This window comes from Pseudomonas sp. AM8 (assembly GCF_036346475.1).
GTDB lineage: Bacteria > Pseudomonadota > Gammaproteobacteria > Pseudomonadales > Pseudomonadaceae > Aquipseudomonas > Aquipseudomonas marginalis.
Genome location: NZ_JAOTNX010000001.1, coordinates 385787 through 399879, shown reverse-complemented (window position 1 = coordinate 399879; position 14093 = coordinate 385787). Strand labels below are relative to the sequence as shown.

Here is a 14093-nt window from a genome sequence, read left to right as displayed (position 1 = left end):
TATCTATCAGTCAGTCACAACACAGTTTGGGAAAACCTTGGCAGCCCTTCACGCCGAAACGCGTGGGATCGTGTCGTCGGCGCGCAGGGTGAAGATCTCGTAGCCGGTCTCGGTGACCAGCAGGGTGTGTTCCCACTGGGCCGAGAGCTTGCGGTCCTTGGTGATGGCGGTCCAGCCGTCGCCCAGCACCTTGGTGTCGGCCTTGCCCTGGTTGATCATCGGCTCGATGGTAAAGGTCATGCCTGCCTTGAGCTCCATGCCGGTGCCGGCGCGGCCGTAGTGCAGGATCTGCGGTTCTTCGTGGAAGACCGTACCGATACCGTGGCCGCAGAATTCGCGCACTACCGAGAAACCGTTCTTTTCGGCGTGCTTCTGGATCACTTCACCGATGTCGCCCAGGCGGCAGCCAGGCTTGACGATCTCGATGGCCTTGTACATGCATTCCTGGGTGACCTGGGACAGGCGCTCGGCCCACACCGGCACGGTGCCGACGTGGAACATGCGGCTGGTGTCGCCGAAGTAGCGGTCCTTGATCACGGTGACGTCGATGTTCAGGGTGTCGCCGTCCTTCAACGGCTTGTCGCCCGGAATCCCGTGGCAGACCACGTGATTGACCGAAGTACAGATCGACTTGGGGAAGCCCTTGTAGTTCAGCGGCGCAGGAATGGCGCCCTGCACATTGACTATATAGTCGTGGCAGATCTGGTTCAGGGTTTCCGTGGTAACGCCGGGCTTGACGTGCTCGGCGATCATTTCCAGCACGTCGGCAGCCAGTTTGCCGGCAATGCGCATGCCGGCGATGTCTTCGGCGGTTTTCAAACTAACGGTCATACAGGCTCTCTCTAGCGCGATGCGCTGAAATCAATACGGTTTACGGGCGTGCGACAAAAGGTTGCAGAGTTCGCACAAGCGCCAAAAAACGCGATTCTAACAGACGCGGGCGGCAAATCATGAGCCCCCGACGATCGCTTCTCTCTATCAAATGGGGTTATATCGGCTCTATTCAAAGGGTTGCGTACACGTCGCCCACGCCAAATGTGATTGCGTGTTTCGTTTTCGCCCTTCGTGTGGTATAAAATGCGCCGCTTTCCGGGGATACCCCGAAAAGCTTAAATCCACACACGTGTCGACACGATGACCTGGGTGCCGGAGGCCTTGATGCCGCTGGTTGGTCATTGGGATACGTGGAGGCCAAACCCGACTTATTAAGGAACTATCATGTCCCAAGTCAACATGCGCGATATGCTGAAGGCCGGTGTGCACTTCGGTCACCAGACCCGTTACTGGAACCCGAAAATGGGTAAGTACATTTTCGGCGCGCGTAACAAGATCCACATCATCAACCTTGAAAAAACCCTGCCAATGTTCAACGAAGCTCTGACTTTCGTAGAGCGCCTGGCCCAGGGCAAAAACAAGATCCTGTTCGTCGGCACCAAGCGTTCCGCTGGTAAGATCGTTGCTGAAGAAGCAGCACGTTGCGGTTCGCCGTACGTCGATCACCGCTGGTTGGGCGGCATGCTGACCAACTTCAAAACCATCCGTGCTTCCATCAAGCGTCTGCGTGACCTTGAAGTGCAGGCCGAAGACGGTACTTTCGCCAAGCTGACCAAGAAAGAAGCGCTGATGCGCACTCGTGACCTGGAAAAGCTCGATCGTTCCCTGGGTGGTATCAAGGACATGGGCGGTCTGCCTGACGCACTGTTCGTTATCGACGTTGATCACGAGCGCATCGCGATCACCGAAGCCAACAAGCTGGGCATTCCTGTTATCGGCGTAGTCGATACCAACAGCAGCCCGGAAGGCGTTGACTACATCATCCCAGGCAACGATGACGCCATCCGCGCCATCCAGCTGTACATGGGTTCGATGGCTGACGCTGTCATCCGTGGTCGCAACCACGTTGCTGGTGGCACCGAGCAGTTCGTTGAAGAAGCTCCGGTAGCCGCAGCTGAGTAATTGACGCCCTGGCGTTGACTCAGTAAGCAAAAAGGGGGCTTGGCCCCCTTTTTGCCACCTCGAAAACCATTTGTCAGCAGCGCAGCTACATCACCTGTAACGTGCAGCGGCTAACAAGGGTGGTTCGGGAAGAATTGATCCCCCGTTCGATCGGGTGGAATGGTTGAAAACCTATCCAAGAGGAATTTGAAAATGGCAGCAATTACTGCAGCGTTGGTTAAAGAACTGCGTGAGCGTACCGGCGAAGGCATGATGGATTGCAAGAAAGCCCTGGAAAAGGCTGACGGCGACATCGAAAAAGCCATTGATGACATGCGTGCTTCCGGCGCCATCAAGGCTGCCAAGAAAGCAGGCAACGTGGCTGCTGAAGGCGCTATCGCTCTGAAAGAAGACGGCAAATCTGCTGTTCTGCTGGAAGTGAACTCCCAGACCGACTTCCTGGCCCTGCAGGACGACTTCAAGGCATTTGTTGCTGCCAGCGTTGAAAAAGCGTTCGCCGACAAGCTGACTGACGTCGCTCCGCTGATCGCCGCTCAAGAAGCTGATCGCCTGGTACTGGTCGGCAAGGTTGGCGAAAACGTCAACATCCGTCGCCTGGTACGCGTTGAAGGTGATGTTGTCGGTGGTTACCTGCACGGCAACAAGATCGGCGTTGCAGTGGTCCTGAAGGGCGGCAACGTTGAGCTGGCCAAAGACATCGCTATGCACGTAGCGGCCAGCAACCCTGAGTTCCTGCTGCCTTCGGAAGTTTCTGCCGAAGCGATCGAGCGTGAAAAAGCTGTGTTCCTGCAGCTGAACGAAGAAAAAATCAAAGGCAAGCCAGAAAACATTGTTGAGAACATGGTCAAGGGCCGTATCAGCAAGTTCCTGGCCGAAGCAAGCCTGGTTGAGCAGGCGTTCGTCAAGAACCCTGAAGTCAAGGTTGGCGAACTGGCCAAGAAAGCCGGTGCTGAAATCGTTTCCTTCACTTACTTCAAGGTAGGCGAAGGCATCGAGAAGCCGGTCGACAACTTCGCTGAAGAAGTTGCTGCCCAGCTGGCTGCCGCCAAGCAATAAGACAGTTTTTAACTGTCGCCCGAAAGAGGCTGCCCGCTCACGCGCGCAGCCTCTTTTCAAATGGGCAGGCCGATTTAATTTGGCTTACCCTCGGAACTGGCTTACAAAGCCGTGTTCCGATGGCGCTGTGAGAGCGTCCAGCTAGAGTGAACGCAAGCCGTAAACGGCTCGCCAAGAATTTTTTAAAAATACGCCGCAGGAGAGATTCGCAATGGCTCAGCAGGGCAGTGGTTATCAGGCTCGCTATAAACGCATTCTACTCAAGCTTAGCGGCGAGGCCCTGATGGGCTCGGAAGAGTTCGGGATCGACCCCAAGGTACTCGACCGCATGGCGCTGGAAGTCGGCCAGTTGGTCGGCATCGGCGTACAGGTCGGCCTGGTGATCGGTGGCGGTAACCTGTTCCGCGGCGCAGCACTGAGTGCGGCCGGCATGGATCGGGTCACCGGCGACCACATGGGCATGCTGGCCACTGTGATGAACGCCCTGGCCATGCGTGACGCCCTGGAGCGTGCCAATATCTCGGCTATCGTGATGTCGGCTATTTCCATGGTGGGTGTGACCGATCACTATGATCGTCGCAAAGCCATGCGCCACCTGAACGCCAAAGAGGTGGTGATCTTCGCTGCCGGTACCGGCAACCCGTTCTTCACCACGGACTCGGCTGCTTGCCTGCGCGCCATCGAGATCGATGCCGACGTGGTGCTCAAGGCGACCAAGGTAGATGGCGTGTACACCGCAGACCCATTCAAAGACCCGCATGCCGAGAAGTTCGATCATCTGACCTACGATGAAGTGCTGGATCGCAAGCTGGGCGTGATGGACCTGACGGCTATTTGCCTGTGCCGCGACCACAAGATGCCGCTGCGCGTATTTAACATGAACAAGCCCGGTGCCCTGCTGAATATCGTACACGGCGGCGCGGAAGGGACTCTGATCGAGGAAGGCCAACAATGATCAACGAAATCAAGAAAGACGCCCAAGCGCGTATGCAGAAATCCCTGGAGTCTCTGAGCCACGCATTTGGCCAGATTCGTACCGGCAAGGCGCACCCGAGCATCCTGGGCAGCGTGATGGTGCCTTATTACGGCGCTGATACCCCGCTGAGCGGCGTGGCCAACGTTACCGTAAAGGATTCGCGCACCCTGCAGGTCGTGGCTTTCGAGCGCAACATGCTCGCTGCAGTCGACAAGGCCATCCAGAGCGCCGGCCTGAACCTCAACCCGACCAACCTGGGTGAGTTGCTGTTGATCTCCATGCCGGCCCTGACTGAAGAAACCCGCAAGGGCTTCACCAAGCAGGCCCGCAGCGCGGCTGAAGATGCGCGTGTTGCAGTGCGTAACATTCGTCGTGATGCCTTGGGCGAGCTGAAGAAGTTGGTCAAGGACAAGGAAATCAGCGAAGACGAAGAGCGTCGTGCCGTCGCCGATATCGACAAGCTGACCAAGGAAGCCGAGGCGAAGATCACCCAGGCAACCGAAGAAAAAGAAAAGGACCTGATGGCCGTATAAGGGGTCAGGACGCCTTCATGGAAAAGACCAAGCAGACTGTGCCCTCCGTGGTGCCGCGCCATGTCGCGATCATCATGGATGGGAATAATCGCTGGGCGAAGAAGCGCTTTATGCCGGGTGTTGCCGGGCATAAGGCGGGTGTCGATGCGGTACGGGCCGTGATCGAGGTGTGTGCCGAGGCCAAGGTCGAGGTATTGACCCTGTTCGCGTTCTCCAGTGAAAACTGGCAGCGGCCCGCCGAAGAAGTCAGTGCCTTGATGGATCTGTTCTTCAAGGCCCTGCGTCGTGAGGCCAAGCGCCTGAATGACAACAACATCAGCCTGCGCATCATCGGCGACCGCTCGCGCTTTCACCCGGAACTGCAGGCGGCCATGCGTGAAGCCGAGGCGATCACTGCCGGCACTGACCGCTTTGTGCTGCAAATCGCCGCCAATTACGGTGGCCAGTGGGACATTGCCCAGGCTGCGCAGCGACTGGCCCGCGAAGTGCAGGCCGGTCATCTGCGGCCGGACGACATCACGCCTGAACTGTTACAGACCTGCCTGGTGACCGGCGACCTGCCGTTGCCTGACTTGTGTATCCGTACCGGTGGTGAGCATCGCATCAGCAATTTCCTCTTATGGCAATTGGCCTATACCGAGCTGTACTTCTCCGACCTGTTCTGGCCGGACTTCAAACACGATGCCATGCGCACTGCGCTGGCCGATTTCGCTTCCCGTCAGCGTCGCTTCGGTAAAACGAGTGAGCAGATCGAAGCTGGAGCCCGGGTTTAAATGCTTAAACAACGAATCATCACAGCACTGATACTGTTGCCGATTGCCTTGTGCGGGTTTTTCCTGCTGGATGGCTCCGGCTTTGCGCTGTTTATCGGCCTGGTGGTCACCCTGGGTGCCTGGGAATGGGCGCGATTGGCAGGTTTCAATGCGCAGCTGCCGCGTGTGGCGTATGCCCTCGTGGTGGCGGTACTGCTGTTTCTGATGCATACCCTGTCGAGCATTATCGTGCCCTGGGTGTTGGGGGCAGCGGTGCTGTGGTGGGCGCTTGCGACCTACCTGGTGCTGACTTTTCCGCGCAGCAGTGGCCAGTGGTCCAGTGTCGCCAGCAAGCTGGTGATTGGCTTGTTGATTCTGTTGCCTGCCTGGCAAGGGCTGGTGGAGATCAAGAATTCGCCGATGGGTAACTGGCTGATCATGGCGGTGATGGTGCTGGTCTGGGGTGCAGACATCGGCGCCTACTTCTCTGGCCGGGCATTCGGCAAGCGCAAGCTGGCGCCGTCAGTCAGTCCGGGCAAGAGCTGGGAAGGCGTGTATGGCGGCCTGGCGTTGACGCTGGTGATCACGCTTGTGGTGGGTCTGGTGCGCGACTGGTCGGCGAAGGAAATCTTCCTGGCCCTGCTGGGCACGGCCATCGTCGTATTTATCTCGGTGGTCGGTGATCTCACCGAAAGCATGTTCAAGCGCCAGGCCGGGATCAAGGACAGCAGCAACCTGCTGCCGGGTCATGGCGGGGTGCTGGATCGTATCGATAGCCTTACCGCAGCCATCCCGATCTTTGCCGTGCTGTTGTGGATGACCGCTTCGTGAGCCGCCTGCAACAAGTGACCGTGCTGGGTGCAACCGGCTCGGTAGGGTTGAGCACCCTGGATGTGATCGCTCGTCATCCCGACCGCTATCAAGTGTTTGCCCTGACCGGGTTCACCCGTCTCAGCGAACTGCTGGCACTGTGCGTGCGCCACGTGCCGCGCTTTGCTGTCGTGCCCGGGCGTTCGGCTGCACGGGGCCTGCAGGATGATCTGCGGGCTGCCGGGCTGGCCACTCAGGTGCTGGTGGGGGAGGAGGGGTTGTGCCAGGTCTCGGCCGATGCCGAGGTGGATACGGTGGTGGCCGCTATCGTCGGTGCCGCCGGCTTGCGTCCGACCTTGGCTGCCGTGGATGCGGGCAAGAAGATCCTGCTGGCCAACAAAGAAGCGCTGGTGATGTCCGGCGCGCTCTTCATGCAGGCGGTGCGCAAGAGCGGCGCCGTATTGCTGCCCCTCGACAGTGAACACAATGCGATCTTCCAATGCATGCCCGGCGACTTTGCTCGCGGCCTGGGACAGGTGGGTGTGCGTCGGATTCTGCTGACCGCGTCGGGTGGTCCTTTCCGGCAAACTCCCTTGGGGCAGTTGGAGCAGGTGTCTCCGGACCAGGCGTGCGCTCATCCTAACTGGTCGATGGGGCGCAAGATCTCCGTGGACTCGGCAAGCATGATGAATAAAGGCCTGGAGTTGATCGAAGCCTGCTGGTTGTTCGATGCGCGACCGGATCAGGTCGAGGTGGTGATTCACCCGCAAAGTGTGATTCATTCACTGGTCGACTACGTGGATGGCTCGGTATTGGCCCAATTGGGCAATCCGGATATGCGCACCCCGATCGCCAATGCCCTGGCCTGGCCGGAGCGAATTGATTCCGGCGTGGCGCCACTGGATCTGTTTGCCATTGCCCGCTTGGACTTCGAGGCGCCGGACGAGCAACGTTTTCCGTGCCTGCGTCTGGCACGTGAGGCCGCGGAGGCGGGTAACAGCGCGCCGGCGATGCTCAATGCGGCGAATGAAGTGGCCGTGGCGGCGTTTCTCGAACGGCGCATCCGCTTTCCGCAGATCGCGAGTATCATCGAGGACGTCCTGAGTCTTGAGCCCGTGGTCGCGGTGAACGACCTCGGCGCGGTATTCGAGGCGGACACCAAGGCGCGCGCCTTGGCCGAGCAATGGTTGGACCGCAACGCGCGTTAGTCTTGTGGGCGCGATTGAGCCTTGGGGCACTGGATTGGAATGCGGAGAAATTAGATGAGTGCGCTTTACATGATTGTCGGCACCCTGGTTGCTCTGGGTGTGCTGGTTACCTTCCACGAATTCGGCCACTTCTGGGTGGCACGTCGTTGCGGCGTCAAGGTACTGCGCTTTTCCGTCGGCTTCGGCATGCCGCTGGTTCGCTGGCACGACCGGCACGGCACCGAGTTCGTGATCGCGGCCATCCCGTTGGGTGGCTACGTCAAGATGCTCGATGAGCGTGAAGGCGAAGTGCCGGCCGATCAGCTGGACCAATCCTTCAATCGCAAGACCGTTCGTCAGCGTATCGCCATTGTTGCGGCCGGTCCGATCGCCAACTTCCTCCTGGCGATGCTGTTTTTCTGGGTCCTGGCCATGCTCGGCAGCGAGCAGGTGCGTCCTGTCATCGGCGCGGTCGAGGCGGACAGTATCGCCGCCAAGGCAGGTCTGGTCGCAGGGCAGGAAATTGTTTCCATTGATGGTGAGCCGACGACGGGTTGGGGCGCGGTCAATTTGCAGCTGGTACGTCGTTTGGGTGAAAGCGGCACCGTCAACGTCGTGGTGCGTGAGCAGGATTCCAGTGCCGAGACCCCGCGCACGTTGGCCTTGGACCATTGGCTCAAGGGCGCTGACGAGCCTGATCCGATCAAGTCCCTGGGCATCCGTCCATGGCGTCCTGCGCTGCCGCCAGTGCTTGCCGAGCTGGATCCGAAGGGTCCGGCCCAGGCCGCGGGTCTGAAAACCGGCGATCGCTTGCTGGCCCTCGATGGCCAGGCGTTGGGTGAGTGGCAGCAGGTAGTCGACCTGGTGCGCGTACGCCCTGATACAAGGATTGTGCTGAAAATTGAGCGTGACGGTGCTCAAATTGACGTCCCCGTGACCCTGGCGGTACGTGGGGAAGCCAAGGCGGCCGGGGGTTACCTGGGTGCAGGCGTCAAGAGTCCGGAGTGGCCGCCCTCGATGGTGCGTGAGGTCAGTTTCGGGCCGCTGGCGGCCATTGGCGAGGGTGCAAAACGCACCTGGACCATGAGTGTGCTGACCCTCGAATCCCTCAAGAAAATGTTGTTCGGCGAGCTCTCGGTAAAAAACTTGAGTGGACCGATAACCATTGCTAAAGTGGCGGGCGCTTCTGCCCAGTCGGGTGTCGCGGATTTCCTGAATTTCCTGGCTTATCTGAGTATCAGCCTGGGTGTTCTGAATTTGCTGCCCATTCCAGTATTGGATGGGGGGCATCTGTTGTTTTATCTGGTCGAGTGGGTGCGTGGTCGCCCCTTGTCGGATCGGGTGCAGGGTTGGGGGATACAGATCGGTATCAGCTTGGTGGTCGGGGTGATGTTATTAGCCTTGGTCAACGATCTGGGTCGACTGTAACGCTTCGCTGAATTGCGAATCTGCCGCATTTTGCGGCAGTTTGTTTATTGCCAGTTGGAATAAGAAAGGACTTCATGAAACGTCTGCTGCTAACTGCGGTTCTCACCGTATTGATGATCGCCGAAGTTCACGCCGAGTCCTTCACCATCTCCGATATTCGCGTCAACGGCCTCCAGCGGGTTTCCGCGGGTAGTGTCTTTGGTGCCTTGCCGTTGAACGTCGGGGAACAGGCTGATGACCGTCGCCTGGTGGAATCCACTCGTGCGCTGTTCAAAACCGGGTTCTTTCAAGACATCCAACTGGGTCGCGAAGGTAACGTCCTGGTCATCACCGTCGTCGAGCGACCTTCCGTCGCCAGTATCGAGATCGAAGGCAACAAGGCGATCTCCACTGAAGACCTGATGAAAGGCTTGAAGCAATCCGGCCTGGCCGAGGGCGAGATCTTCCAGCGCGCCACCCTTGAAGGTGTGCGTAACGAACTGCAGCGCCAGTACGTTGCCCAGGGTCGCTACTCCGCGACCGTGGAAACGGAAGTCGTGCCGCAGCCTCGTAACCGTGTCGGCCTCAAGGTCAACATCAACGAAGGTACCGTGGCGGCCATTCAGCACATCAACGTGGTGGGCAACACCAAGTTCGCTGATGAAGACCTGATCGACCTGTTCGAGCTCAAGACCACCAACTGGTTGTCGTTCTTCAAGAACGATGACAAGTACGCCCGCGAAAAACTCTCCGGTGACCTGGAACGCCTGCGTTCCTACTACCTGGACCGTGGCTATATCAACATGGATATCGCTTCGACCCAGGTGTCCATCACCCCGGACAAGAAGCACGTCTACATTACTGTCAACGTCAACGAAGGCGAGAAGTACAAGGTTCGTGACGTGAAGCTCAGCGGCGACTTGAAAGTGCCTGAAGACCAGGTCAAGGCCCTGTTGCTGGTGCAGAAAGACCAGGTGTTCTCGCGCAAGCTGATGACCACCACGTCCGAACTGATCACCCGTCGCCTGGGTAACGAAGGCTATACCTTCGCCAACGTCAACGGCGTGCCTACCCCCCACGATGAAGACCACACCGTGGACATCACCTTTGTCGTCGACCCAGGCAAGCGTGCCTACGTGAACCGCATCAACTTCCGTGGCAACACCAAGTCCGCGGACGAAGTGCTGCGCCGCGAAATGCGCCAGATGGAAGGTGGCTGGGCATCGACTTACCTGATCGACCAGTCCAAGACCCGTCTTGAGCGCCTGGGCTTCTTCAAGGAAGTGAACGTCGAAACGCCAGCCGTACCGGGTGTGGATGACCAGGTTGACGTGAACTACGCCGTGGAAGAGCAAGCGTCGGGTTCGATCACCGCCAGTGTCGGTTTCGCACAGAGTGCCGGCCTGATCCTCGGTGGTTCCATCACCCAGAACAACTTCCTGGGTACCGGTAACAAGGTGTCCATCGGCCTGACCCGAAGCGAATACCAGAGCCGTTATAACTTCGGTTATGTCGACCCCTACTGGACCGCGGACGGTGTCAGCCTGGGCTACAACGCCTTCTATCGCACCACCGACTACAAAGACCTTGACGTCGACGTAGCCAGCTATGCAATCGACAGCCTGGGCGTAGGCGCCAACATCGGTTACCCGATCAGCGAGACCTCGCGCCTGACCTTCGGCCTGACTGCGCAACAGGATGAGATCAAGACCGGTGTGTACACCGTGGACGAGATCTTCGACTTCACTCGCAAGGAAGGCGACAAGTTCCTGAACTTCAAGGCGTCCGCCGGCTGGTCCGAGTCGACCCTGAACAAAGGCGTGCTTGCCACCCGTGGCCATTCCCAGAGCCTGACGCTGGAAGCAACGACGCCGGGCAGCGACCTGTCGTTCTTCAAGCTCGATTACCGTGGCCAGTTGTTCCAGCCGCTGAGCGATAACTACACCATGCGCCTGCACACCGAGCTGGGTTATGGCGACGGTTATGGTTCCACCAGTGGGCTGCCGTTCTACGAGAACTACTACGCGGGTGGCTTCAACTCCGTGCGGGGCTTCAAGGACAGCACCCTGGGTCCACGTGGTACACCGAGCCGTGGCGTTGGTGTGACCGGTAACCAGGGCACCGTAGCTGACTCCGACAACGACCCGCTGCCATTCGGTGGTAACGTGTTGATCCAGGGTGGTGCGGAAATCCTGTTCCCGCTGCCGTTCGTCAAGGATCAGCGGTCCCTGCGTACTTCGGTCTTCTGGGATGTGGGTAACGTTTTCGACTCCAAGTGCGAACAGATCACCAACCCAAGCGGCGTGAAGTCACGGACTGAGTGCAACGACGTGAGCCTCAGCAACCTGGCGAGCTCGGTGGGTGTCGGTGTGACCTGGGTGACTGCGCTTGGCCCGTTGAGCTTTGCTCTGGCCATGCCGATCAAGAAACCGGATAACGCTGAAACCCAGATTTTCCAATTCTCCCTCGGCCAGACGTTCTAAGCGTCTGACCCAAGATAACGACAACGGATTCTGTAGGAGTACATCGTGCGTAAGTTGACTCAATTGGTTCTGCTGGCCACCGTGCTGGTAGCCACCCCGGCCTTCGCCGAAATGAAAATCGCCGTCCTGAACTATCAGATGGCCCTGCTGGAATCCGATGCGGCCAAGAAATACGCCGTGGATGCCGAGAAAAAATTCGGTCCGCAACTGACCAAGCTCAAGACGTTGGAAAGCAGCGCCAAGGGTATCCAGGACCGTCTGGTGGCGGGTGGCGACAAGATGCAGCAAGGCGAGCGCGAGCGTCTGGAGCTTGAGTTCAAGCAAAAGGCCCGTGACTACCAGTTCCAATCCAAGGAGCTGAACGAAGCCAAGGCTGTTGCCGACCGTGAAATGCTGAAACAGCTGAAGCCTAAACTCGACAGCGCCGTGGAAGAAGTCATCAAGAAAGGTGCCTTTGACCTGGTGTTCGAGCGTGGCGCAGTGATTGACGTCAAGCCTCAATACGACATCACCCGTCAGGTGATCGAGCGCATGAACCAGCTGAAGTAAGCCATGACCGCGACTATCAAGCTCGGCGAGTTGGCCGAGTTCCTGGGAGCCACCTTGCGTGGTTCCCCGGAGAAGGAAATTACTGGGCTAGCCACCTTGCAGGAGGCTGGCCCAGCTCAGTTGAGCTTCCTCGCAAACCCCCAATACCGTAAATACCTGGTCGACTGCCAGGCCGCAGCCGTGTTGCTGAAGGCCGCTGACGCCGAGAGTTATGCCGGGGATGCCCTGGTAGTGGCTGACCCCTACCTGTCGTACGCAAAGGCGTCGCATCTGTTCGACCCGAAGCCCAAGGCAGCAGGTGGTGTTCATCCGTCTGCGGTTATCGCCGATGATGCCCAGGTTGACCCTGCGGCCAGCATCGGTGCGTTTGCGGTGATCGAGAGCGGTGCACGCATCGCGGCCGGTGTAACGGTCGGCGCGCATTGCTTTATCGGCGCTCGCTGTGTAATCGGCGCCGACGGTTGGCTGGCACCTCGCGTGACCCTGTACCACGACGTGCGTATCGGTGAACGTGTGGTCATTCAGTCGGGTGCTGTGATTGGCGGTGAAGGCTTTGGCTTTGCCAACTCGAAAGGCGTCTGGCACAAGATTGCCCAGGTCGGCGGCGTATTGATCGGCGACGACGTGGAAATCGGTGTCAACACGGCGGTCGATCGCGGGGCCCTGGCCGATACCGTGATCGGTAACGGCGTGAAGCTCGACAACCAGATCCAGATCGCCCACAACGTGCAGATTGGCGATCACACCGCCATGGCCGCGTGTGTAGGCATTTCCGGCAGCACCCGGATCGGCAAGCATTGCATGCTCGCCGGTGGCGTAGGGCTGGTGGGGCATATCGATATTTGCGACAACGTTTTCATCACCGGCATGACCATGGTGACCCACTCGATTACCGAACCGGGGGCCTACTCATCTGGTACCGCCATGCAGCCCGCAGCTGAATGGCGCAAGAGCGCAGCACGTTTGAGGCAGCTCGACGACATGGCTCGACGTCTCAAACAGCTGGAAAAGCGTGTTGGGGACGTGACCCCTGGCGGTAATGCTTCATCAGAAGGCTGATACCATTTCCATATCAAGTGTGCACAGCCGCTAGACTGCCTCCTTGATTTGCTAGCGGGGCGTGCGTTTAGTCGCCCGCCCCCAATCTTTATTACAGGCTTCCCCCCGAAATGATGGACATCAACGAGATTCGCGAATACCTGCCTCACCGTTACCCGTTCCTGCTGGTGGACCGTGTAGTGGACCTCAATGTTGAGGAAAAGCGCATTCGTGCCTACAAGAATGTCAGCATCAACGAACCGTTCTTCAACGGTCACTTTCCCGCGCATCCCATCATGCCGGGCGTATTGATCATCGAAGCAATGGCCCAGGCTGCCGGTATCCTTGGTTTCAAAATGCTCGACCTCAAGCCTGCCGACGGCACGCTTTACTATTTCGTCGGCTCCGACAAGTTGCGCTTTCGCAACCCGGTTACCCCGGGTGACCAGTTGATCCTGGAAGCCAAGTTCATCAGCTGCAAGCGCCAGATCTGGAAGTTCGAATGCCAGGCCTCGGTAGATGGCAAGCCGGTTTGCTCTGCCGAGATCATCTGTGCGGAACGCAAACTATGAGTTTGATTGACCCTCGCGCAATCATCGATCCGTCGGCCGTACTGGCCGCCGACGTTGAGGTCGGCCCCTGGTCGATCATCGGCGCAGGTGTGGAAATCGGCGAGGGGACTGTCATCGGGCCGCACGTGATCCTCAAGGGTCCGACCCGCATTGGCAAACATAACCGCATCTACCAGTTTTCCTCGGTAGGCGAAGACACCCCGGACATGAAGTACAAGGGTGAAGAAACCCGCCTGGTAATCGGTGATCACAACATCATCCGTGAAGGCGTGACCATTCACCGTGGCACCGTGCAGGATCGTGCCGAGACCACGCTGGGTGATCACAACCTGGTCATGGCCTATGCCCATATCGGTCATGACAGCGTGATCGGCAACCACTGCATCCTGGTCAACAACACCGCGTTGGCTGGCCATGTACACGTTGACGATTGGGCGATCCTGTCCGGTTTTACCCTGGTGCATCAGTATTGCCATATCGGCGCCCACAGCTTTTCCGGCATGGGCACTGCCATCGGCAAGGACGTTCCGGCGTTCGTCACGGTGTTCGGCAACCCGGCCGAAGCTCGCAGCATGAACTTCGAAGGCATGCGCCGTCGTGGCTTCAGCGAAGAGGCGATCCACGCCCTGCGCCGCGCCTACAAGGTGGTCTACCGTCAGGGGCTGACGGTGGACCAGGCGTTGATCCAACTGGCCGAGCCGGCAGCGTTGTTTCCGGAAGTCGCGGTGTTCCGTGATTCGATCCAGGCGTCGACCCGCGGCATCACCCGCTGAT

The 14093-nt window shown here is 58.7% G+C and carries 14 protein-coding genes; 13 read left to right on the top strand and 1 reads right to left on the bottom strand.

Annotated elements, in window-relative coordinates:
• Positions 1-48 precede the first annotated feature (48 nt).
• A complete protein-coding gene (gene map / locus V3W40_RS01920; RefSeq protein ID WP_012722594.1) occupies positions 49-831 on the bottom strand; it encodes a type I methionyl aminopeptidase in 783 nt (260 codons plus the stop codon).
• Between the two features lie 387 nt (positions 832-1218).
• On the opposite strand from map, the gene rpsB reads away from it, so the two are divergent.
• The 13 genes from rpsB (at position 1219) to lpxA (ending at position 14092) form a co-directional block, all read left to right on the top strand.
• A complete protein-coding gene (rpsB, locus tag V3W40_RS01915) occupies positions 1219-1956 on the top strand; it encodes a 30S ribosomal protein S2 (RefSeq protein ID WP_003219330.1) in 738 nt (245 codons plus the stop codon).
• 192 nt (positions 1957-2148) lie between these two features.
• On the top strand, positions 2149-3012 hold the full coding sequence (tsf, locus tag V3W40_RS01910; protein WP_065926460.1) for a translation elongation factor Ts: 864 nt from the start codon (positions 2149-2151) through the stop codon (positions 3010-3012).
• A gap of 211 nt (positions 3013-3223) precedes the next feature.
• Positions 3224-3967 (top strand): UMP kinase, encoded by a 744-nt coding sequence (gene pyrH / locus V3W40_RS01905; protein WP_003172271.1) that lies wholly within the window; start codon positions 3224-3226, stop codon positions 3965-3967.
• Positions 3964-4521 (top strand): ribosome recycling factor, encoded by a 558-nt coding sequence (gene frr / locus V3W40_RS01900; RefSeq protein WP_065926459.1) that lies wholly within the window; start codon positions 3964-3966, stop codon positions 4519-4521. Before pyrH ends, frr begins: the two co-directional genes overlap by 4 nt.
• 17 nt (positions 4522-4538) lie before the next feature.
• Positions 4539-5294, top strand: coding sequence for a polyprenyl diphosphate synthase (gene uppS, locus V3W40_RS01895; RefSeq protein WP_027604478.1), 756 nt, complete (start codon positions 4539-4541; stop codon positions 5292-5294).
• Positions 5295-6104 (top strand): phosphatidate cytidylyltransferase, encoded by an 810-nt coding sequence (locus V3W40_RS01890; protein WP_065926458.1) that lies wholly within the window; start codon positions 5295-5297, stop codon positions 6102-6104.
• Positions 6101-7291: a 1-deoxy-D-xylulose-5-phosphate reductoisomerase gene (gene ispC, locus V3W40_RS01885; RefSeq protein ID WP_330214323.1), complete on the top strand. Its 1191-nt coding sequence runs from the start codon at positions 6101-6103 to the stop codon at positions 7289-7291. The genes V3W40_RS01890 and ispC overlap by 4 nt, the downstream gene beginning before the upstream one ends.
• Before the next feature lie 54 nt (positions 7292-7345).
• On the top strand, positions 7346-8698 hold the full coding sequence (rseP, locus tag V3W40_RS01880) for a sigma E protease regulator RseP (protein ID WP_323145807.1): 1353 nt from the start codon (positions 7346-7348) through the stop codon (positions 8696-8698).
• Between the two features lie 74 nt (positions 8699-8772).
• The gene (bamA, locus tag V3W40_RS01875) at positions 8773-11160 is read left to right on the top strand and encodes an outer membrane protein assembly factor BamA (protein ID WP_330214322.1); all 2388 of its coding nucleotides are present in this window, start codon (positions 8773-8775) and stop codon (positions 11158-11160) included.
• 45 nt (positions 11161-11205) lie between these two features.
• Positions 11206-11709, top strand: coding sequence for an OmpH family outer membrane protein (locus tag V3W40_RS01870; protein WP_003219314.1), 504 nt, complete (start codon positions 11206-11208; stop codon positions 11707-11709).
• Between the two features lie 3 nt (positions 11710-11712).
• Positions 11713-12768 (top strand): UDP-3-O-(3-hydroxymyristoyl)glucosamine N-acyltransferase, encoded by a 1056-nt coding sequence (gene lpxD / locus V3W40_RS01865; protein WP_065938775.1) that lies wholly within the window; start codon positions 11713-11715, stop codon positions 12766-12768.
• A 110-nt stretch (positions 12769-12878) separates the two neighbouring features.
• A complete protein-coding gene (gene fabZ, locus V3W40_RS01860) occupies positions 12879-13319 on the top strand; it encodes a 3-hydroxyacyl-ACP dehydratase FabZ (protein WP_003172281.1) in 441 nt (146 codons plus the stop codon).
• Positions 13316-14092 (top strand): acyl-ACP--UDP-N-acetylglucosamine O-acyltransferase, encoded by a 777-nt coding sequence (lpxA, locus tag V3W40_RS01855; RefSeq protein ID WP_027604472.1) that lies wholly within the window; start codon positions 13316-13318, stop codon positions 14090-14092. The genes fabZ and lpxA overlap by 4 nt, the downstream gene beginning before the upstream one ends.
• The last annotated feature ends 1 nt before the right edge of the window (position 14093 follow it).

Bases quoted from the DNA above. Each gene is read 5' to 3' on its own strand.
- V3W40_RS01890 (WP_065926458.1), top strand. From the start codon at position 5,295: ATGCTTAAACAACGAATCATCACAGCACTGATACTGTTGCCGATTGCC.
- lpxD (WP_065938775.1), top strand. From the start codon at position 11,713: ATGACCGCGACTATCAAGCTCGGCGAGTTGGCCGAGTTCCTGGGAGCC.
- rseP (WP_323145807.1), top strand. From the start codon at position 7,346: ATGAGTGCGCTTTACATGATTGTCGGCACCCTGGTTGCTCTGGGTGTG.
- pyrH (WP_003172271.1), top strand. From the start codon at position 3,224: ATGGCTCAGCAGGGCAGTGGTTATCAGGCTCGCTATAAACGCATTCTA.
- tsf (WP_065926460.1), top strand. From the start codon at position 2,149: ATGGCAGCAATTACTGCAGCGTTGGTTAAAGAACTGCGTGAGCGTACC.
- map (WP_012722594.1), bottom strand. From the start codon at position 831: ATGACCGTTAGTTTGAAAACCGCCGAAGACATCGCCGGCATGCGCATT.
- uppS (WP_027604478.1), top strand. From the start codon at position 4,539: ATGGAAAAGACCAAGCAGACTGTGCCCTCCGTGGTGCCGCGCCATGTC.
- bamA (WP_330214322.1), top strand. From the start codon at position 8,773: ATGAAACGTCTGCTGCTAACTGCGGTTCTCACCGTATTGATGATCGCC.
- fabZ (WP_003172281.1), top strand. From the start codon at position 12,879: ATGATGGACATCAACGAGATTCGCGAATACCTGCCTCACCGTTACCCG.
- lpxA (WP_027604472.1), top strand. From the start codon at position 13,316: ATGAGTTTGATTGACCCTCGCGCAATCATCGATCCGTCGGCCGTACTG.
- frr (WP_065926459.1), top strand. From the start codon at position 3,964: ATGATCAACGAAATCAAGAAAGACGCCCAAGCGCGTATGCAGAAATCC.
- rpsB (WP_003219330.1), top strand. From the start codon at position 1,219: ATGTCCCAAGTCAACATGCGCGATATGCTGAAGGCCGGTGTGCACTTC.